Below are 19,957 nucleotides of genomic sequence, written 5' to 3'. Positions count from 1 at the left end.
ACCGGCGGTCGCCCCCCACCCGCGGGGCGGCAGCATATGTTCGACGGCCGCGGGTCCGGGCTACGGTGGGCGGCACCGTGCAAAAGGGGAGAGCATGACGATGCGCAAAGGCACGAACGTGCCGGTGTCCGTGCCGACGGTCCGCGTGGAGCTGGGATGGCGTACCGGTCCCGGTGTCCCGGACGTGGACGCCTCCGCTCTGCTGCTGGTGGGCGGCAAGGTCAGATCCGACGCGGACTTCGTCTTCTACAACCAGCCCGCGCACGCCTCGGGTGCCGTACGGCACGAGGGCAAGCGCACCGCGGGGGACGCGGTGACGGACACCCTGTCCGTCGATCTCGGCGGGGTGGAACCGGCCATCGAGACGATCGTCCTCGCCGCCTCCAGCGACGGCGGGACCTTCGGCCGGATCCCCGGTCTGCACATCCGCCTCACCGACTCGGCGAACGGCGCCGAACTGGCCCGCTTCGACAGCACCGACGCGTCCGTGGAGACGGCGTTCGTGCTCGGTGAGCTCTACCGCCGCCAGGGCGCCTGGAAGTTCCGCGCGGTCGGGCAGGGTTACGACAGCGGACTCGCCGGGCTCGCCACCGACTTCGGGATCTCCGTCGACGACGCGCCCGCCGCGCCCGCTCCCGCCCCCGCTCCGGTGGTGCAGGCGCCGCAGCCCTACCAGGCCCCGCCGCAGCAGTACCAGCCCCCGCCCCCGCCGCCCCAGCAGTACCAGGCGCCGCCACCCCCGCCGCAGCAGTACCAGGCCCCGCCCCCGCCGGTGCAGCCGCTGGCCGCACCGCAGCCCGTTCGGCTCACGAAGGTGACGCTGACCAAGGAGGCGCCGTCGGTCTCCCTCACCAAGCAGGGCGGCATCTCCGGCGCGATGCGGGTGAACCTGAGCTGGCAGGTGCACAAGCAGTTCAAGGGCTGGGGACGCAAGAGCGGGAAGCCGTCGGCCTTCCACTCCGACCTCGACCTCGACCTGTGCGCGCTGTACGAACTCGCCGACGGCAGCAAGGGCGTGATCCAGGCGCTCGGCAACGCGTTCGGCTCCCTCCACCAGCCCCCGTACCTGCACCTGGACGGTGACGACAGGACCGGCGGCTCCGAGTCCGGTGAGAACCTCACCATCAACCTGGACCACAAGCAGGCGTTCCGCCGGATCCTCATCTTCGTGACGATCTACGAAGGCGCGCGCAGCTTCGCCGGACTGCACGCGACCGTCACCCTCCAGCCGCTGAACGGCGCTCCGATCGACTTCTCGCTCGACGAGTGCACCGTGCCGTCGAACGTCTGCGCCCTGGCCCTCATCAGCAATCAGGGCGGTGACCTGGTGGTGCAGCGCGAGGCGCGCTACCTGGTGCCGCAGCGCGGAGTGAGTCCGCAGCGCACGGTCGACTACGCCTACGGATGGGGCATGAACTGGACGCCCGGCCGTAAGTGACCCGGAGCGCGCCGAACCGGCCCTGACGGCCGCGCCCCTGTGCCACAGTGGCGCCCCGGAGCGGCGGATTCCGCGAGGTTTCCGCCGCGCCGCGTGAGGAGTCACGAGGGGTGAGGCCGTGCGTGTCGCCATGCTGTCCGGACCGGACGGGCCGCGCCGGCCGGATGCCTGGCACCGGGCCGCGGCCACGGTCGCCGATGTCGTCGAACTGGTCACCGTCGGGTCGTTGAGCACCCCGCCGCTGCCGGGACTGCCCTTCGCCGGGCGCGACGAGCGGTCGCCGCACCGGTACGAGATCGAGGCCGGGCGCCGGGAGCGGAGCAGGCCGGCCGCCGGAACCGGCGGGCACCGTGCCACCGCGGGCCGCATCGAGGCCGTCCTCCGGGTGGAGCGCGCGGAGTGCGGCGCGGTCGACGTCCTGCACGCCCACGCACCGGGCGCGGCCGGCCTTCTGCCGTGGCTCTCCCGGGCCACGGGTATCCCGTACGTCCTGTCCGAGCACGACCGCCGCTGGCTCGGGCACCCGACGCGGCCGCTCCCCGGAGTGCTCGACCGGCGGCGCGTGGCCCGGCTGTACCGGGAGGCGGCCGCGGTCCTGCCCGTCAGCGACGCGCTGCTGGCCCGGCTCGGCGAACTCGGGCTCCCCGGCCGCCATCTGCTGGTGCCGCACCCCGTGGAGACCGAGGCGCTGCCGGACGTACCCGCCCGCGCGCGGATCAGCCAGGACCCGGTGCGCATCGTGGCCGCCGGCCCGCTCGTGGCGAACGAGGGCTGGGACGTGCTGGTCGACGCGTTCGCCGAAGCCCTCGGCAAGGACGCGCGGTTGCGGCTGCGGATCATCGGTGCCGGACCCGGGCTCGGCGCCGTCCAGGAACGCGTCGGGCGCACCGGGACCGCCGGCGCCGTCGTCCTCGCCGGTGACCTCGACCGGGAGGGGATCCTGCACGCCCTCGCGCACGCCGACCTCTTCGTGGACCCGCGGCACGTCAGCGGCTTCGGCACCATGGCGCTCGACGCGTTGTGCTGCGGCACCCCGGTCGTCGGCACCCGCACCGGAGCGCTGCCCGAACTCGTCGGCGCCGACGGCGGCATCCTCGTACCGGCCTGCGACCCGCGGGCCCTCGCCCTCGCGCTGGTCGAAGCCGCCGCGGAACTGTCGCTGCGGCAGCCCGCGGCGCTCGCCGCCAGGACCCGGCGGCGCTTCGGACCGGACGCCGTCGGCGCGCGGCTGTCCGCCGTCTACACCGAGGCGTCGGGACGGGCGTAGGTCCTGCCCTTCCACGCCGCGCCCCGGCCGCGGTAGTGCTGAACAGCCGAATCGACGGTCATCAGCAGATACAGCGCCGCGGTGAAGGGGAGCAGCGGCGCGAGCCACAGCGGCTGCCGGTAGTAGCGCAGCATCGGCAGATAGGTCGCCGCCATCACCACCCACGCGGCCGCGCCCAGGGCGCACAGCGGCGGGTCGCCCGCCGCCGCGCCGGCCAGCGCCGCCAGCGGCGGCACCAGATAGACGAGGAGGAGGCCGGCGACGGTCGCCGCAAGGACCGCCGGGTTGTGCCGCAGCTGCGCGTAGGCGCTGCGCGAGACCATCCGCCACAGCTCGCCCAGGTCCGGGTACGGGCGCACGCTGTCCACCCGGTCCGCGAGCCCGAGCCAGATCCGGCCGCCGCCGCCCTTGACCGCGCGGGCCAACGCAACATCGTCGATCACCGCGTGCCGGATCGACTCCGGCACCCGGGCCGCCTCGACGGCCGTGCGGCGGATGAGCACGCAGCCGCCGGCCGCGGCAGCCGTCCTGCCACCCGGACGGTTGATCCAGCGGAACGGATACAGCTGGGCGAAGAAGTAGACGAACGCCGGGACGATCAGCCGCTCCCAGACCGTCTCGACGCGCAGCCGGGCCATCAGCGACACCATGTCGAGGTCCGCGGCCCGCGCCGCCGCCACCAGCGCGCGCAGCGAGTCCGGCTCGTGAGCGATGTCCGCGTCCGTGAGCAGCAGATACTCCGCGCCGGTGCGCTCGGTGGCCAGCGCGATGCCGTGCCGTACGCCCCACAGCTTCCCGGTCCAGCCCGCCGGGAGCTCACCGGGCGAGGCCACCGTCAGCGGCAGCCCGCCGTGCAGCGCGCCGAGCGACCGGGCGGTTTCGCCGGTCCCGTCCGAGCTTCCGTCGTCGATCAGGAAGATCTCGGCCCGGCCCGGATAGTCCTGCGCCAGCAGGGAGGGCAGGCTCAGCGGCAGCACGGCCGCCTCGTCCCGGGCGGGCACGACGACGGCCACCGTCGGCCAGGCCTCCGGCCCTTGCGGGCCGTCTCCCGGTTCGGCGCCCGGCCCGCCTTCCGGTCCTGGTAGCCGGACGTCCGTCCGCCAGAAGAACCCCTGCGCCAGCAGCAGCCACACCCACGCCAGCAGCGACACCCCAGCGACCCACGTCAGCACCGTCACCTGCCGCAGTCTGCCGCAACCGCGCCGCGCCGCCGCCCCGCACGGCCGAACAGGAGGCGCGCCGCGGCGTGTCCGGACGCGCCCGGACCCCGCGCCCTGAGGGCCGCGGGTGGTCGTCGCATAAGGTGACCGGGTGAAGATCGCGCTGTTGGACTCCGGAATCGGCCTCCTGGCGGCGGCCGCCGCGCTGCGCCGGCTGCGGCCCGACGCCGACCTCGTACTGTCCTCGGATCCCGACGGGATGCCCTGGGGCCCGCGCACCACGGAGGACGTCACGGCGCACGCGCTGGCGTGCGCGCGGGCGGCCGCCGAAACCCGCCCCGACGCGCTGATCGTCGCGTGCAACACGGCTTCCGTGCACGCGCTGGCGGCGCTGCGCGCGGAGCTGGAGCCGGCCGTGCCGGTGATCGGGACGGTGCCCGCGATCAAACCCGCCGCGGCGGGCGGCGGGGCGGTGGCCATCTGGGCCACGCCCGCGACGACCGGCAGCGCCTACCAGCGCCGGCTCATCGAGGAGTTCGGCAACGGGGCGGCGGTGACGGAAGTGGCGTGCCCCGGTCTGGCGGACGCCGTGCAGCACGCGGACGACGCGGCCATCGACGCGGCCATCGCCGTCGCGGCGGCCCGTACGCCGGACGATGTGCGGGCCGTGGTCCTGGGCTGTACCCACTACGAGCTGGTGACGGAGCGGATCCGCGCCGCCGTCCAGCGGGCCGGAGGACCGGCCGTCGTCACCCTGCTCGGATCGGCCGAGGCGGTCGCCGCCCAGGCCCTGCGCAGGCTCGGCGCGCTTCCCGAGCCGGCGGCGGAGCCGTCCGGCGGGCTCACCGTGATCCTCAGCGGCCGCCATGCCACGCTGCCCGCGTCCGCGCTGGCGTACGCGGAGGGCGCGGCGCTCGGCGCGGCCGCATCCGCCTGAGCGTAATCGCCCGAATCCATGCGGCTGCCGACTTGCCGGTAGCTGAGTAGGCTGCGGAACATGACGGAAGCTCCCCAGGGAGACGCACCCGCGCCCCAGCTCTGGCCCCCGGTATGGACAGGACGCGCCCGCAACCGCATGCAGTGGCTGCCCGCGGCCGCAGGCGCGGCCTGCATGGCGCTCGGAATCCAGCTGGCCGTGGACGGCCCGTACACCTCCGGCCTCGCGCCCCTGGTCATGTCGGTCGTGGGCTGTGTGGCCGTCGGACTGCTGGTGCTCTGCGGCACGGTCGCGTTCACCCATGTGCGGGTGACGGTCGACCGCGAAGGTCTCGATGTGCGCTGCGGCCACATCGGGCTGCCGCGCCGCCACATCCCCATGGACCAGGTCAGCTCCGCGGACCTCGAGCCGCTCGTCAGCCCGCGCACCTGGGGCGGCTGGGGCTACCGCTGGCGGCCCGAGATGGGCACCGCGGTGGTCGTGCGGCGTGGTCCCGGGGTGGTGCTGGTGCTGGGAACCGGCCATGTCTTCACCGTGACGGTGGACGACGCGGAAGGTGCCGTGCAGGCGATCCGGCAGTGGGTGGGCCTGCGCCCGCGCAACGGCCTGCCGCCGGCTTCCTGACACGGGTCGTTCGTCCCTGGTCCCGGCCGACCCTGCTACTCCGGCAGCGGGCGGGCCGCTGCCAGGCCGGCCAGGATGCCTGCTGCCGCTGTGACGACGGCGTAGCTCAGCACGTGGTCGACGGTGGCGAGCATGGCGAGCCCCGTCAGGGCCGCTCCGGCGGTCAGGACGACCGGGGTGGAGCGCGGCGACCGCCACAAAGTGCACAGCACCCAGGCGAACGCCGCCCCGAGCAGGACCAGACCGGGGACGCCCTGTTCCGCGGCGACCTGGAAGACGGCGGACTGCGGGGTTGGCGGTCCTTCGGAGGCCGCCAGCCCGCCGGCGCTCTCCACCCGGAAGCGGTCGGGGCCGACCCCGCGCACCGGATGGTCCTCGGCCATTCCCACGGCGTCACGCCACAGCTCGACCCGCGGGGTGGTCAGCTGCCCGGAGAGGGAGGCGGACAGTCCGGAGGGCAGCGCGTCGGTCGCCACCGCGTACGTTCCGCCGACCGCGATCGCGGTCGCCAGCGCGAACCCCACCAGGGCCAGCAGCCGGCGCCGCATGTGCGAGGCGGCCAGCGAGCAGAGGAGCACGCCGACGGACGCGGCGAATCCGGCCGTCGAACCGATGGCCAGCGCCATCGCCCCGGCTCCGGCCCCGAGCGCGCGCAGCGCCAGGCGCAGCGGCGGGGACGGTGTGCCCCAGGCGGCGCAGCAGGCGGCGCCGGTGGCCAGCACCAGCAGCGCGGCGTCGGCGTTCGGGTAGCCCAGCGGCGGCGTGTCGGCGGAGCCGGACAGCCGGCCGGGCATCACCAGGGTCGCGGCGATGATCGCGAGCGCCATGCCCGCGGGGGCCGCGACGGGCAGCAGTGCTCCCGCGATCCGGCCCGTCGCGTATCCGGCGGTCACCGCGAGCAGTGCCAGCAGCAGACCTTCGGGGCGGGCGGGACGGCCCGCCGCGGCTATCAGCGACCAGGTGGCGCAGCCGACGAGCACGGCGATGCCGAGCGCATCGGTCCTGCTGGCCTGCACCCGTTCCTCCGGGCCGTCCCGTCCGTCCGCGCGCATTGCTCCTGACGCCCCGCCGGTCGTCGTGCTCATCCCCCGGTACCCCCTGACGCCACCTGGACGCGACGGGGTGCCGTCGCCGTCCGGTCCCCGCGTAGGCGCTGTCCCGGTCACCGTAACGGTTCAGGTGGTGAGTTGTGGATATGTAGTGCAGGAACGATCCACCAGTTGGTAGCCCTGATGCTGGTGTGACGATCCACGGCCGCTGGTTAGGCTCGGGGGATGCCGATTCCCGAGTTCATCCGCGATATCCGTGCCAAGGCGGGCAACACGCTGCTGTTCATGCCCGGCGTCGTCATGGTCGTCTTCGACGACCGCGGCAGAGTGCTGTTGAACCGCCGGTCGGACACCGGGAAGTGGGCGCTGATCGCCGGGATCCCCGAGCCGGGGGAGCAGCCGGCCGAGGCCGCGGTGCGGGAGGTCCATGAGGAGACCGCGGTGGTCGCCGTCGTCGAGCGGATCCTCGGCGTCTTCACCAACCAGAGGATCGAGTACCCCAACGGGCATCTCGCGCAGTACATGGACGTCGTGATGTTGTGCCGGGCGGTCGGCGGCGCGGCGAAGGTCAACGACGACGAGTCGCTCGACGTCGACTGGTTCGCCCTGGACGCGCTGCCGGAACTCGCGCCGCTGCACCGGGAGCGCATCGAGCTCGCCCTCAAGGACGAACCGGCGGCCTGGTTCGTACCCGGTCCGGCCCCCGAGCTCCGCGACCGCTGAGTACCCATGGCGCGGGCCCACACCCGGTGGCGCCGAAGTGTGGGTGCGGCCGACATCGGTCAGGGGGCGATCGCTGCCTAGCCTGCCCAGCATGACGCTGATCTCGCCTTCCGCCGCGGACCTCGGCGGCCGCACCGCACTCGTCACCGGGGCCGCCGGAGGCATCGGCCGGGCCTGCGCCCTGCGGCTGGCCGCCGCCGGAGCCAAGGTGCGCGCCGTCGACCGGGACGCCGAAGGGCTCGCCGCGCTGCACGAGGAGGCCGCGGGCCGGCCCGGCTCCGTGGAGACCCTGCTGCTGGACCTGACCGACCTCGACGCCGCCGAGCAGGCCGCGGCCGGTACCGACATCCTGGTCAACAACGCCGGGCTGCAACTCGTCCGACCCATCGAGGAGTTCCCGCCCGACGTCTTCTCCACCGTTCTGCGCGTCATGCTGGAGGCCCCCTTCCGGCTGATCCGCGGGGCGCTGCCGCACATGTACGGGCAGGGCTGGGGCCGCGTCGTCAACATCTCCTCCGTGCACGGGCTGCGGGCCTCCCCGTACAAGTCCGCGTACGTCTCCGCCAAGCACGGGCTCGAAGGGCTCTCCAAGACCGCCGCCCTCGAAGGCGCGCGGCACGGCGTCACCTCCAACTGCCTGTGCCCCGGCTACGTCCGCACCCCGCTCGTGGAGCGGCAGATCGCCGACCAGGCCGCCGCGCACGGCATCGCCGCCGAGCGCGTCGTGACCGAGATCCTGCTGGCGGACTCGGCCGTCAAACGGCTGGTGGAGCCGGCGGAGGTCGCGGAACTGGCCGCCTACCTCTGCACGGAACAGGCCTCCTTCATCACCGGCGCCTCCCTGACGATGGACGGCGGATGGACCGCCCACTGACCAACGCTGGCGCCGGGGCCGGGCGGGCCGGTATGTCTGTGCCCATGAATGGCGATCACCCGGCAGGCGACGAACCGTCCGAGGCCCCCTACCTGCGGCTCCTCGCGCGCGGCGCGCCGGCCGAGGAGTACGAGCGGCCGGTGCTGCGCGCCCGCGCCGACGGCGCGCCCGTCACCCGGCTCGCGGAGCTCGAACGCGCCAAACGGCTGGCCCTGCGGGTGCGGGACGAGCTGGAGGGGCGGCGGCGCCGTGAGGCGGAGCTGTCGGCGCTCTTCGCGACCGCCGGCGACCTGGCGGGGCTGCGCGATCTCGACGCCGTACTGCAGGCCATCGTGCAGAGAGCCCGCTCGCTGCTGGGCACCGACGTCGCCTACCTCACCCTGAACGACCCCCGGGCCGGCGACACCTACATGCGGGTCACCGAGGGCTCGGTCTCCGCCCGCTTCCAGAGCCTGCGGCTCGCGATGGGCGCCGGGCTCGGCGGGCTCGTCGCCCAGACCGCCATGCCGTACGTCACAGAGAGCTACTTCGACGACGAGCGGTTCCGGCACACCCACACCATCGACTCCGGGGTCAGGGACGAGGGGCTGGTCGCGATCCTCGGCGTGCCGCTCGCCCTGGGCAGCGGGGTCATCGGCGTGCTCTTCGCCGCCGACCGGCGGATCAGGGTCTTCGAACGCGAGCAGATCGCCCTGCTCGCCTCGCTCGCCTCCCTCGCGGCCGTCGCCATCGACACCGCCAACCTGCTGGAGGAGACCCGCTCGGCGCTCGACGGCCTCGGCGCCGCCAACGACACCATCCGCACCCACAGCGCCGTGCTGGAACGCGCCTCCGAGGTCCACGACCGGCTCACCGAGCTGGTGCTGCGCGGCGGCGGGGTCGACGACGTGGCCGCCGCCGTCGCCGAAGTGCTCTCCGGCACGGTCGAGGTCACCGGCACCGGTACGGGCGGCGAGCCGGCGCCCGCCGCGCTCGCGGCCGCCGTCGCCCGTTCCCGGGCCGACGGCCACGCGGTGCGCGAGGGCGACACCTGGACCGCTGCCGTCACCGCCGGCGGTGAGCTCCTCGGCGCCCTCGTCCTGCGCGGCCATCCCGGACTCGACCCCGTCGACCAGCGCACCCTGGAACGTGCCGCCATGGTCACCGCGCTACTGCTGCTCGCGCGGCGCACCGCGGGCGAGGCCGAGCAGCGCTTCCGCGGCGAGCTCCTCGACGACCTGCTGGACGCGCCGCACCGCGATCCCCGGCTGCTGCGCGAACGGGCCGGCCGGCTCCGTGCCGACCTCGACGTCCCGCATGTCGTCCTCGCCGCCCGGCCGGCCGACGGCGCCACCGCCGACCGCCAGCGCCTGTGGTCCGCGGCCTCGCACGTCGCCGCCACCCGGCACGGGCTGGCCGCCGCCCGCGACGGCGGCACCGTCCTGCTGCTGCCCCTGGAGGACGGCGTCGACGCGTCGACGACCGCGCGCCGGCTGGCCGTGCAACTGGGCGCGGCCGTACACGCCGAGGTCACCGTCGGCGCGTCCACCCGTGTCCCCGCGCCGGCCGCGGATCCCGAGGCGGTCGCCGCGGGCTACGCCGAGGCGCAGCGCTGCGTCGACGCGCTGCGCGTGCTGGGCCGTGGCGGTGAGGGCGCCGCCGCGGAGGACTTCGGCTTCCTGGGCCTGCTGCTGGCCGACTCCCGCGATGTCGCGGGCTTCGTGCGGCGGACCATCGGCGCCGTCACCGACTACGACAGCCGGCGCGGCACCGACCTGGTCCGTACCCTCGACGCCTACTTCGCGAGCGGTATGAGCCCGGCCCGCACCAAGGACGCGCTGCACGTCCATGTCAACACCGTCGCCCAGCGTCTGGAGCGCGTCGCCCAGCTGCTCGGCCCCGACTGGCAGCACCCGGAACGCACCCTCGAACTCCAACTGGCCCTGCGCCTGCACCGGTTGGGCGGCGCGGGCTGAACCGCCGCCGATCCGCGACCTGTCCTGATCGCGGACGGGTCGCGGACGGTCGCGGATCGGTCCCTGCGGTCGCGGTCAGCGCGGCGCGGTCGCGGCGGCGGTCGCGGGCGCCGGACCGGCGGCCCGGTCCCGCTCCGGTTCCACCGCGGTGAGGTCGCGGCCGCGGGTCTCCTTGGCGACCGCGACGGCGACCAGGGTGACGACGGCGGCCAGGAGAACGTACAGGGAGATCGGGGTGGAACTCCCGTAGTCCTTGAGCAGTGCGGTCGCGATGAGCGGTGCGGGGGCGCCGGCCGCGACCGAGGCGAACTGGGCGCCGATCGAGGCTCCGGAGTACCGCATGCGGGTCGAGAACATCTCCGAGAAGAAGGCTGCCTGAGGGGCGTACATCGCTCCGTGGAAGATCAGTCCGACGGTGATCGCGAGGACCAGGGAGCCGAAACTCTCGCGGTCGACGAGCATGAAGAACGGGAATGCCCACAGCCCCACCCCGGCCGCGCCCAGCAGGTACACGGGTTTGCGGCCGATGCGGTCCGACAGGGCACCCCAGGCCGGGATCACCGCGAAGTGCACGGCGGAGCCGATGAGTACGGCGTTGAGCGCGGTCTGCTTTCCGAGCCCCGCGTGGGTGGTCGCGTAGACCAGGACGAACGCGGTGATGACGTAGTAGCTGATGTTCTCGGCCATTCGGGCCCCCATCGCGACCAGCACATCGCGCCAGTGGTCCCGGAACACGGCCACCAGCGGCATGCGTTCCACCGGGTCCTCGGACGTGCGCGCGGCGGCCTTGGCCAGCGCCGCCTTGAAGACCGGCGACTCGTCGACCGACAACCGCACCCACAACCCCACCATCACGAGCAGGCCGGAGAGCAGGAACGGTATCCGCCAGCCCCAGGCCAGGAACGCCGAGTCCGACAGGAGCGCGGTCAGCGCGGAGAGCACCCCCGTCGCCAGCAACTGCCCTGCGGGCGCGCCGGTCTGCGGCCACGACGCCCAGAACCCGCGGCGTTTCGCGTCCCCGTGCTCCGACACCAACAGCACGGCGCCGCCCCACTCGCCCCCGAGTGCGAAGCCCTGCACCAGCCGCAGCACGGTCAGCAGCACCGGAGCGGCCGATCCGACGGTGGCGTGGGTCGGCAGCAGACCGATGCAGAACGTCGCGCCCCCCATCATCAACAAGCTGATGACCAGCAGCTTCTTACGTCCGAGCCGGTCACCGAAGTGCCCGAACACCAGCGCGCCGACCGGCCGGGCGGCGAAGCCGATCGCGTAGGTCAGGAACGACAGCAACGTGCCGACGAGCGGATCGGAGCCGGGGAAGAACAGCTTGTTGAAGACCAGGGCGGCGGCGGAGCCGTAGAGGAAGAAGTCGTACCACTCGATGGTGGTACCGATGAGGCTCGCGGCGACGATGCGGCGGAGCGAGCCGGGGGTGGGAGGCGCGGGGGCCTGGGCAGTCATGGGTTACCACTTCCGGGCGGGGACGGATGTATCCGGGTGCTGCCACACCGTAGAAACAGCTCGACCGTTGACCCATGTGGTGGGACACCACAGTCCGGTCGCCCGCTGTGCGTGCGGGCCCCATGCCCGGCTCAGGTCCGCCGCCCGTCGCGCGCTACCCCGGCCGGGCGTCCGGCTGCGAGAGTCTGTGTCCATGACGGACATCTCTGAACTGGTCGCGCTCCTCGGTCTCCAACCTCATGTCGAGGGCGGGTGGTATCGGGAGACGTGGAAGGCCCCCGGTGAGGCCGTTCCCGCCGGGTACCCGGGGCCGCGGGCCTTCGCGACCGGCATCTACTTCCTGCTGCACCTGGGCGAGGTCTCCGCGTGGCACCGGGTGCGCTCGGACGAGCTGTGGCTCTGGCACCGCGGTGGCCCGCTGCGGATGCGGCTGGGCGGCGACGGCGAGCGCCCTGACGAGGCCGGGGCCGTCGAGGCGGTGCTCGGGAGCGGGGTCGAGCGGGGGGAGCAGCCGCAGTTCCTGGTGCCGGGCGGTTTCTGGCAGTCCGCCGAGCCCGCGGGCGATGAGCCGGTCCTGGTGACGTGCGTCGTCGCCCCCGGGTTCGACTTCGAGGACTTCACGCTGGTGTGAGGTGCGCGCTCCGGGGGCGGACCGCCCGCCCCGGCGCGCCCCCGGAGTGGTTCAGGCGGTTGCGCCCAGTGACTCGACGGCGTTGGCCAGCGGGGTCAGCTCGGGGTTCTTCGCGGCCTCGTCGAGCGCCTCACGCAGGGCGGCGTCGTTCGTCGGGCGAGCCTCGGCGAGGAGTTTCAGGCCGGCCTCGCTGACGTTGGTGTAGATGCCGCGGCGGTCGGTCGGGCACAGATAGCGGGAGAGCAGCCCGCGGTCTTCCAGGCGGGAGACCAGCCGGGTGGTCGCGCTCTGGCTGAGGACGACGGAGTCGGCGACCTGGTGCATCCGCAGGTGGCCGCCTTCGCCGTCGTGCTGGCGGCTGAGGACGTCGAGCAATGAATACTCGCGGACGCTCAGGTCGTGCCCCGCCTGCAGCGCCCGCTCGATGTGCGCCTCGATCCGGCCATGCAGCAGCGACAGGGCCCACCAGCCCTGGGCGAGACCGGTGAGTGCGGGATCGGTGGCGGTCATGGTGGGTCCCTTCTGCGGCGAGGTGCGGGCGTGAGCGCGCATACAGCACAGGATAGAGCACTTCCGCGATAGCCCGCGTTTGCAATGAAACGCGTCTGCAATTATTGTGAAGTCTCGTAAGGCGCAATCGCAACGTTATTGGGAAGTGAACCCCATGCCTCTCGCACTGCTGGCCCTCGCCATCGGGGCCTTCGGAATCGGCACCACCGAGTTCGTGATCATGGGGCTCCTCCCCGAGGTCGCCGCCGACTACGGCGTCTCGATCCCGACCGCCGGATTCCTCGTCACCGGCTACGCCCTGGGCGTCGTGCTCGGCGCCCCGCTGATGACCGTCCTCGGCACCCGGATATCCCGCAAGCGCATGCTGATGCTGCTGATGGGGCTGTTCATCGCGGGCAACGTGATCTCCGCGGTCGCCCCGGTCTTCGGGGTGATGCTCGCCGGCCGGATCGTCGCCTCCCTCGCCCACGGCGCGTTCTTCGGCATCGGCGCGGTGGTCGCGGCCGGCCTGGTCGCCCCGGCGAAGAAGGCCGGAGCGATCGCGATGATGTTCACCGGTCTGACCGTCGCCAACGTGGTCGGCGTGCCGCTCGGCACCCTCGTGGGCCAGAACTTCGGCTGGCGCACCACGTTCTTCGTCGTCGCCGGCCTCGGCGTCCTGGGCCTGCTCGGCATCGCCAAGCTGCTGCCCGAACAGCCCAGGCCCGAAGGCGTACGGCTGCGCCACGAGCTGGCGGCCTTCCGCAACGTCCAGGTGCTGCTCGCGATGGCGATGACCGTGCTCGGCTTCGGCGGGGTCTTCGCCGCCATCACCTACATCACCCCGATGATGACCGACGTCGCCGGCTTCGCGGACACCTCCGTCACCTGGCTGTTGGTCCTGTTCGGCCTCGGCATGGTCGGCGGCAACCTGATCGGCGGCCGGTACGCCGACCGCCGTCTGATGCCGATGCTGTACGTGACGCTGGGCTCCCTCGCCGTCGTCCTCGGGCTGTTCACCTTCACCGCTCACAACAAGGTCGCCGCCGCCGTCACCATCACGCTGATCGGCGCCCTGGGCTTCGCAACCGTCCCGCCGCTGCAGAAGCGTGTGCTGGACCAGGCGGCCGGCGCCCCGACCCTCGCCTCCGCCGTGAACATCGGCGCCTTCAACCTCGGCAACGCCCTCGCCGCCTGGCTCGGCGGCATCGTCATCGCCTCGGGACTCGGCTACACCGCGCCGAACTGGGTCGGTGGCGCGCTCGCCGCCGCTGCCCTGGTGCTCGCGATCGTGTCGGGGACGCTGGAGCGCCGCACCACCGCCCGCGGGCGGCTCACCGCCGACGGCGTGCCGGCCGCGTCCGTCGCTGCCGCCTCTGCCGTCGAGCAGGAGCCGGTGTCCGTCCCGGCCAACCTCTGAACCGCCGGCTGAACCGTCCGCACCCACACCACCCCACTGAGGAGCTGCACCCCATGAGCACCACCGCCCCCACCGCCACCGCCGTGTTCCCGCTGACCGTCCAGGACGCCGAGGTCCTCGTCGCAGCCGCCCGCGAAGCCGCGGAGGCCGCCGGAGTGCCGGTCAGCGTCAGCGTCCTCGACGCCGGCGGGCATCTGCTGGCCTTCCGGCGCGACGACCGGGCCGTGCTGATCTCGGGCGAGACCAGCACCCGCAAGGCGTTCACCGCCCTGCAGCTGAACGCCCCGACCGCCGACCTGGTCGAGGCGGTCCAGCCCGGCGCCCCGTTCCACACTCTGCCGACCGCCCTCGACCGGCCGCTGCTGTTCATCGCGGGCGGCGTACCCGTCCACCGCGGCGGCCGTCTGATCGGTGCGATCGGCCTCGGCGGCGGCGCCCCCGAGCAGGACCACGGCATCGCCGTCACGGCGCTGCGCGCGCTCGGCGACGTGGCCTGACCCGAAAAACACCATGGTGGGCTGCCCCGGATCCGGGGCAGCCCACCATGCTGTTGTCGACAGGACGTCAGCGGGTCGTCAGCACTCGCGCAGCCCCGGTGCGGGGTCCACCGGCGTCTTGACGCTCACGGCCGGCACGTTGCCCCACTGGCCGTTGTCGAGCTGCGTCCAGTACCAGATGTCGTTGCCGCCCCCGTGCCGGTCGCCGTGGCCCCAGCACTGGAACCAGCTGAACGTCGAGTTCAGCTGTCCCCTGAGCGCGGAATTGTACGAACGGTCGGCGTACCCCTTCGCTCCGGCCGCGTTCCCGCAGTGCAGGCGGCCGTCCGCCCAGATGCTGCAGTCGGCGGCGGCCTTGGCGTGCGGGGCGGGTGCCGCGGGCGCGGCCGAGGCGGGGACGGCGGCCGTCAGCCCCGCGGTGAGAGCGGTGGCGGCCAGCGCGAGGACGAACCTGCTGCGTGCGGACATGACTCCTCCAGATGTCGGGTGTTGGGTGGTACTCGGGTGAGGTGGGACGTGTGGTCCGGGGGCTTGGTTACGCCCTCATGGCGCTACGCCCTCAGGGACAGGTGGGTACGCCGTCGAGCCAGGCGGGACCCTTGATGTAGATGTTGGTGATCCACGCCCGGTGGTCCGGCAGATAGGACCAGGCGTCGTTGGTGATGCCCTCGGCGGTGACGGACTGCGCGTGCTTCTGACAGCTGATCCGCACCGGCGTCGGACCGTCGAACTTGACCACCCGCGCGCTCGTCGTCGAGGCGTCGGCGTGCGTCCAGACGTCGGTGCCCCAGGTGCTGAAGCTGCCGCCGGGCGCCGCGGTGCCGTCGACCCGGACCGCCCCGGCGTAGTCGCCGCCCAGGCGTACGTCACTGACCATCACATGGGTGCCCGACTGCCGGGCCTCGACCATCTTCCCCGCGCCGAGGTAGAGGGCGATGTGATGGATCGCGCCGCCGTTGCCGTAGGCCAGCAGGTCCCCGGGGCGCAGCGGCGCGGTGCCCTGGGCGGTGCTGAAACGCGCCGAGGCGTGTGTGGTGTTGAACTGGCTCCGGGAGGTGCCGTTGAGGATGTCCTGCCCGGTGGCCTGGGCGTAGGCGAACCGCACCAGCCCCGAACAGTCGAAGCCGCGCCGCTCGGGGTCGTGGTTGCTGGCGGGGTCGGTGGGGTCCACCTGCCCGTAGGTGGCGCCGGGTTGCGGCCCGTGGCCGCCGCCCCACGAGTACCAGACGCCGATCTGTCCGCAGGCCGCCCGTACCGCCTTCTGCGCCACCGCCGAGGCGCCCGGCGCGAGTACGTCGCAGGTGCCGGCCGCCGCCGCGGCCCGCACCGGGGCCGCGGCGGCCGCCTGCGCGGTCGACACCGCCGGCCACCCGCTGAGCGCCAGTACGCAGAGGGCGGTTGCCGCCGTAGTGATCCCGTGCCGGGTGTGTCGCATGTCCTGATCCCCGTTCGTCCCGCCGAAAGTCCGGTCGCTGCGGTTCGGTTGCTGCCCTTCGAGCCTGTGCGGCGGGCCGGCCACTGTCGAGGACCCGTCCGTCTCCTGACGCGACGGGAAACGGGAAACACCTGGGGAAACAGCCCTGACCAGCCCTGATCCGCGCAGTCAGGACTGGCAGAGGGGCTGGTACGGCACGCCGGGGAGCAGTTGCTCCCAGCGCGTGCGGCCCACATCGCCGACCAGGCCGCAGATCTCGGCGCCGCGCTGCCGCACATCGACGTTCCACAGCCGTACGGTGCCGTCGTTGCTGCTGCTGGCCACCATCGGCCGCCGAGGGTCGAAGGTGACACCCCAGACGGCGCCGCTGTGCCCGGTGAGGGTGGCGGTGAGCCGCCGCGGGCCGGTGTCCCACAGCCGTACGGTGCCGTCGCTGCCGCTGCTGGCCAGCGTCCGGCCGTCCGGGCTGAAGGCCACCGAACGCACCGCGCCGCTGTGGCCGGTCAGCGTGGCGGTGCGGTCGGCGGCCCCGCGCCCGCTCGGGTCCCAGAGCCGCACGGTCCCGTCGTTGCCTCCGCTGGCCAGGGTCCGGCCGTCCGGGCTGAACGACACGCCGCGCACCGAACCGCTGTGGCCCCTGAGCACGGCGCCGGCCCGGCGTCCGGCCACGTCCCACAGCCGTACCGTCAGATCGTCGCTGCCACTGGCCAGCGTCCGCCCGTCCGGGCTGAAGGCGACGGTGTTCACGAAGTCCTGATGCCCGGTGAGGTCTGTGACGAGCCGGTGCCGCGCCACGTCCCAGAGCTTGACGGTGCGGTCCGCGCTGGCCGAGGCGAGGAGGCGTCCGTCGGGGGAGAAGGCGACGGCGAAGACGGATCCGTCGTGGCCGGTGAGGTCGGCGAGAAGCCTGCGACGGGCGACGTCCCACAGTTTGACGGTGCGGTCCGCGCCGGCGGAGGCGAGGAGGCGTCCGTCGGGGGAGAAGGCGACGGCGAAGACGGATCCGTCGTGGCCGGTGAGGTCGGCGAGAAACCGGCGATGAGTGACGTCCCAGAGCTTGACGGTGCGGTCCGCGCCGGCGGAGGCCAGCAGTTGCCCGTCCGGGGAGAAGGCGGACTGCCAGAGCTCGGCGAACGGGCGCGTGGTCAGCGCGGACCTGCCCAGGTCCCACAGCACCACGGACTGGTCGAACCCCGCCGTGGCCAGCAGGTTTCCCGGTCCGACGGCGATGGACAGGACGTAGTCGGTGTGTCCGGCGAGCGTGGCGGTCACCCGGTGGGTGGCGGTGTCCCAGAGCTTGGCGGTGCCATCGCCGCTGGTGCTGATGACCGCGGTCCCGTCGCGGCTGAACGCCACCGCGTTGATGTCGTCGTTGTGGCCGGTGAGGGTGGTGATCGGCCGCCGGTCCGCGACTTCCCAGAGTTTGACGGTGCGGTCGGCGCTGCCGGAGGCGAGGGTCCTGCCGTCGGGGGAGAACGCGACGGAGAGCACTTCGTCGTTGTGGCCGGTGAGGGTGGTGATCGGCCGCCGCTCCACGACGTCCCAGAGCCTGATGGTGCGGTCGGCGCTGCCGGACGCGAGGGTCCTGCCGTCCGGGCCGAAGGCGACGGAGAGCACCTGGTCGGTGTGGCCGGTCAGGGTCGTCAGCAGCCGCCGGCCGGCCACGTCCCAGAGCCTGGCGGTGCCGTCCGCCCCGCCGGACGCGAGGGTCGCACCGTCGGGGGAGAAGGCGACGGCCCGGACGCCGCCGCTGTGGCCGGTCAGCGTGCCGGCCGCCCGGTGGTCGGCGACGCCCCACAGCCGCACGGTGCCGTCCGAGCCGGCGGAGGCCAGCAGCCCGCCGTCAGGACTGAACGCGACGGAGCGCACCGGAGCGCCGTGGCCCGTGAGCGTCGCCACCGCCCGGTGGTCCGCGACACCCCACAGCCGTACGGTGCCGTCCGAGCTCGCCGAGGCCAGCAGCCGGCCGTCCGGGCTGAACGCGACCGCGTTGACCGGACCCGTGTGGCCCATGAGCCGGCCGGCGAAGTACTGGGACTGCGTGCTGAGCAGGGCGCCGCGCGCCTCGGTGGTCGGCGCCGTGCGGTACGCGGCCGCGGCCAGCAGTATCGACGCCTCCGGCTGCCCCGACGCCAGCGCACCGGACCGCACCGCCATCGCCTGCGACTGCGCGACCCGGCGTTCGTCGAAGGCACGCGACCGCTGCTGGAACGCCAGGCTGCCCGCCAGGACCGCGATGACCAGCAGCGCCGCGAGGGTGACCAGCAACCGCCGCTGGATCGAGGCCTGCCGCCGCGCGGCGTTCCGCCGGCCGCGCTCCTCCGCCAGGCTCGCGTCCAGGAACTCTGCCTCGTGCGGACCGAGTTCCGCGCGCCCCTCGGTCTGTTCCGCCCATTCCCGCGCGACGTCCAGCCGGTTGCCCCGGTGCAGGAGCCCCGGGTCGCGCAGCTCGCGCACCCACTCGCCCGCGGCCTGGGCGAGCTGCTGATGGATCAGCAGGCCAGCCCGGTCGTTGTCGATCCAGCCGCGCAGCCGCGGCCAGGCCCGCAGCAGCGCCTCGTGGGTGATCTCCACGGCCTCCCGGTCGACGGTCAGCAACCGGGCCCGTACGAAGGCATCGAGCGTCGCCTCGGCGGCCCGCCGGTCGGGCAGCTGCTCCAGCAGCGGATCCCGGTCCGCCCTGCGCCGGGACTCCACGTCGCCGTCACCGACATGGACCAGCCGGACCATCATGCGCCGGGCCAGGTCCTGTTCCGCCGGGTGCAGCCGGGCGAAGACGTCCTCGGCCGATCGGGCGATCGCCCCATGGATGCCGCCCGTCGTCTCGTACCCCGTCACGGTCAGCGTGCGGCCGGTGCGCTGCTGCCAGGTGACGAGCAGCGCATGGGAGAGCAACGGCAGGGCGCCGGCCGCCGCCCCGTGGGAGGTGCCGCGCACCTCCAGGTCGCGCAGCAGCAGTTCGACCAGGCCGGGTTCCAGGGCGAGCCCGGCCTCTTCGGCGGGGCGGACGACGGCCTCCCGCAGCTCGGCCGCGGTCATCGGGCCGAGGGCGAACAGCCCGTGGGTGAAGACCGCTGCCAGCCCCTCGTGTTCGAGGCACCGGCCGCAGAAGTCCGCCCGCATCCCGAGCACCACCACGGCGGGCGGATCCTCCTCGCCGGGGGCGGCCCCGCCGGAGACGGAGCAGAGCACGGAGACGAAGGCACGCCGCTCCTCCTCATCCGCGCACAGGGTGAACGTCTCCTCGAACTGGTCGACCAGCAGCACCAGGCGGGCCGCGCCGAGGACGGGGCGCAGGATCCCGGCCAGCCGGCCGGGTTCCTCCGCGAGCTCCTCCGGAGTGACGCCGAGGCCGGTCCCCAGCGCCTCCGTCACGCAACGCAGCAGCTCCTTCAACGGGTTCGGGGTGGGCGTGCACACCACCACCGGCCAGTTGCGGGAGCCCGCGACCGGCAACGCCCCGCGCTCCAGTGCCGGTACCAGCCCGGCCCGCAGCAGGGAGGACTTCCCGGCGCCGGACGGGGCGATCACCGCCAACGGCCCGCCACCGATCCGGCCGGCGAGCTGTTCGAGCAGCCGGGCGGTGGCCCGGTCCCGGCCGAAGAACCAGCGCGCGTCCTGCGGACGGAAGGCCGCGAGCCCCGGGTAGGGGCACACCGCGTTCCTCGGGTCGTCCGGTTCCGGTGCCCTCGCGGGCGGCACATCGGGCACCAGCCGGGCCAGCGCGCCCCCGGCCAGCAGCGCCTGGTCGCAGCGGCGGGCCAGATCGGGGGTGGGCGGCTTGCCGCCGTTCTCGATCTTGCTCAGATAGCCCTTGCTGTAGTGGATCCGCTGCGCCAGCGCCGTCAGCGAGAGCCCGCGCTCGCCCCGCAGCCGGCGCAGCTCCGCCCCGAATCCGGCCGGTCCGTCCGCGGCTGTCGGCGGACGGGCCTCCTCCGTCCCGCCGGCCGCTGCGCTGTCCGGTCCACCCATGCGTACCCCCGCGGAGATCCAGATC

At 73.7% G+C, this 19,957-nt stretch carries 17 protein-coding genes; 10 read left to right on the top strand and 7 right to left on the bottom strand.

Annotation, left to right across the window (positions count from 1 at the left end):
- Positions 1–94 precede the first annotated feature (94 nt).
- Positions 95–1,438: a TerD family protein gene (locus AC07DC_RS16910; protein ID WP_478915187.1), complete on the top strand. Its 1,344-nt coding sequence runs from the start codon at positions 95–97 to the stop codon at positions 1,436–1,438.
- 118 nt (positions 1,439–1,556) lie between these two features.
- Entirely contained in the window at positions 1,557–2,705 is a 1,149-nt protein-coding gene (locus AC07DC_RS16905; protein WP_478915186.1) for a glycosyltransferase, read from the top strand.
- Here AC07DC_RS16905 and AC07DC_RS16900 read toward each other — a convergent pair.
- Complete coding sequence (locus AC07DC_RS16900) at positions 2,678–3,883, bottom strand: glycosyltransferase (protein WP_478915185.1); 1,206 nt, start codon at positions 3,881–3,883, stop codon at positions 2,678–2,680. The two genes, AC07DC_RS16905 and AC07DC_RS16900, sit on opposite strands and share 28 nt — an antisense overlap.
- A 133-nt stretch (positions 3,884–4,016) precedes the next feature.
- On the opposite strand from AC07DC_RS16900, the gene AC07DC_RS16895 reads away from it, so the two are divergent.
- Both AC07DC_RS16895 and AC07DC_RS16890 read left to right on the top strand, forming a co-directional pair.
- Positions 4,017–4,802 (top strand): glutamate racemase, encoded by a 786-nt coding sequence (locus AC07DC_RS16895; RefSeq protein WP_478915184.1) that lies wholly within the window; start codon positions 4,017–4,019, stop codon positions 4,800–4,802.
- A gap of 60 nt (positions 4,803–4,862) precedes the next feature.
- On the top strand, positions 4,863–5,426 hold the full coding sequence (locus AC07DC_RS16890; RefSeq protein WP_478915183.1) for a hypothetical protein: 564 nt from the start codon (positions 4,863–4,865) through the stop codon (positions 5,424–5,426).
- A gap of 35 nt (positions 5,427–5,461) precedes the next feature.
- Here AC07DC_RS16890 and AC07DC_RS16885 read toward each other — a convergent pair whose 3' ends face one another.
- Positions 5,462–6,511 (bottom strand): O-antigen ligase family protein, encoded by a 1,050-nt coding sequence (locus AC07DC_RS16885; protein WP_478915182.1) that lies wholly within the window; start codon positions 6,509–6,511, stop codon positions 5,462–5,464.
- A 189-nt stretch (positions 6,512–6,700) separates the two neighbouring features.
- Between AC07DC_RS16885 and AC07DC_RS16880 the strand changes: the two genes are divergently transcribed.
- The 3 genes from AC07DC_RS16880 (at position 6,701) to AC07DC_RS16870 (ending at position 10,027) form a co-directional block, all read left to right on the top strand.
- On the top strand, positions 6,701–7,198 hold the full coding sequence (locus tag AC07DC_RS16880; protein ID WP_478915181.1) for an NUDIX hydrolase: 498 nt from the start codon (positions 6,701–6,703) through the stop codon (positions 7,196–7,198).
- A 91-nt stretch (positions 7,199–7,289) separates the two neighbouring features.
- Positions 7,290–8,072, top strand: coding sequence for a 3-hydroxybutyrate dehydrogenase (locus AC07DC_RS16875; protein WP_478915180.1), 783 nt, complete (start codon positions 7,290–7,292; stop codon positions 8,070–8,072).
- 44 nt (positions 8,073–8,116) lie between these two features.
- The gene (locus tag AC07DC_RS16870; RefSeq protein ID WP_478915179.1) at positions 8,117–10,027 is read left to right on the top strand and encodes a helix-turn-helix domain-containing protein; all 1,911 of its coding nucleotides are present in this window, start codon (positions 8,117–8,119) and stop codon (positions 10,025–10,027) included.
- A gap of 75 nt (positions 10,028–10,102) precedes the next feature.
- On the opposite strand, the gene AC07DC_RS16865 is transcribed toward AC07DC_RS16870, so the two are convergent.
- Positions 10,103–11,488 (bottom strand): MFS transporter, encoded by a 1,386-nt coding sequence (locus AC07DC_RS16865; RefSeq protein WP_478915178.1) that lies wholly within the window; start codon positions 11,486–11,488, stop codon positions 10,103–10,105.
- A gap of 193 nt (positions 11,489–11,681) precedes the next feature.
- Here AC07DC_RS16865 and AC07DC_RS16860 point away from each other — a divergent pair, with 193 nt between their 5' ends.
- Complete coding sequence (locus tag AC07DC_RS16860; RefSeq protein ID WP_478915177.1) at positions 11,682–12,119, top strand: cupin domain-containing protein; 438 nt, start codon at positions 11,682–11,684, stop codon at positions 12,117–12,119.
- 51 nt (positions 12,120–12,170) lie between these two features.
- On the opposite strand, the gene AC07DC_RS16855 is transcribed toward AC07DC_RS16860, so the two are convergent.
- The gene (locus tag AC07DC_RS16855) at positions 12,171–12,629 is read right to left on the bottom strand and encodes a MarR family winged helix-turn-helix transcriptional regulator (protein ID WP_478915592.1); all 459 of its coding nucleotides are present in this window, start codon (positions 12,627–12,629) and stop codon (positions 12,171–12,173) included.
- Positions 12,630–12,783: 154 nt separating this feature from the next.
- Here AC07DC_RS16855 and AC07DC_RS16850 point away from each other — a divergent pair, with 154 nt between their 5' ends.
- The gene (locus tag AC07DC_RS16850) at positions 12,784–14,028 is read left to right on the top strand and encodes an MFS transporter (protein ID WP_478915176.1); all 1,245 of its coding nucleotides are present in this window, start codon (positions 12,784–12,786) and stop codon (positions 14,026–14,028) included.
- Between the two features lie 53 nt (positions 14,029–14,081).
- A complete protein-coding gene (locus tag AC07DC_RS16845; RefSeq protein WP_478915175.1) occupies positions 14,082–14,525 on the top strand; it encodes a GlcG/HbpS family heme-binding protein in 444 nt (147 codons plus the stop codon).
- Between the two features lie 78 nt (positions 14,526–14,603).
- Here the strand turns inward: AC07DC_RS16845 and AC07DC_RS16840 are convergent, their stop codons facing one another.
- The 3 genes from AC07DC_RS16840 to AC07DC_RS16830 form a co-directional block, all read right to left on the bottom strand.
- Entirely contained in the window at positions 14,604–14,993 is a 390-nt protein-coding gene (locus tag AC07DC_RS16840) for a hypothetical protein (RefSeq protein ID WP_478915174.1), read from the bottom strand.
- Between the two features lie 91 nt (positions 14,994–15,084).
- Positions 15,085–15,960 carry a C40 family peptidase gene (locus AC07DC_RS16835; protein ID WP_478915173.1) on the bottom strand — a complete coding sequence of 292 codons (876 nt, stop codon included), beginning with the start codon at positions 15,958–15,960 and terminating at the stop codon, positions 15,085–15,087.
- Positions 15,961–16,128: 168 nt separating this feature from the next.
- Positions 16,129–19,932, bottom strand: coding sequence for an nSTAND1 domain-containing NTPase (locus AC07DC_RS16830; RefSeq protein WP_478915591.1), 3,804 nt, complete (start codon positions 19,930–19,932; stop codon positions 16,129–16,131).
- Positions 19,933–19,957: the final 25 nt, after the last annotated feature.

It is taken from the genome of Streptomyces sp. NPDC045021, assembly GCF_056432645.1.
This window is presented reverse-complemented; position numbering and strand designations above follow the sequence as displayed.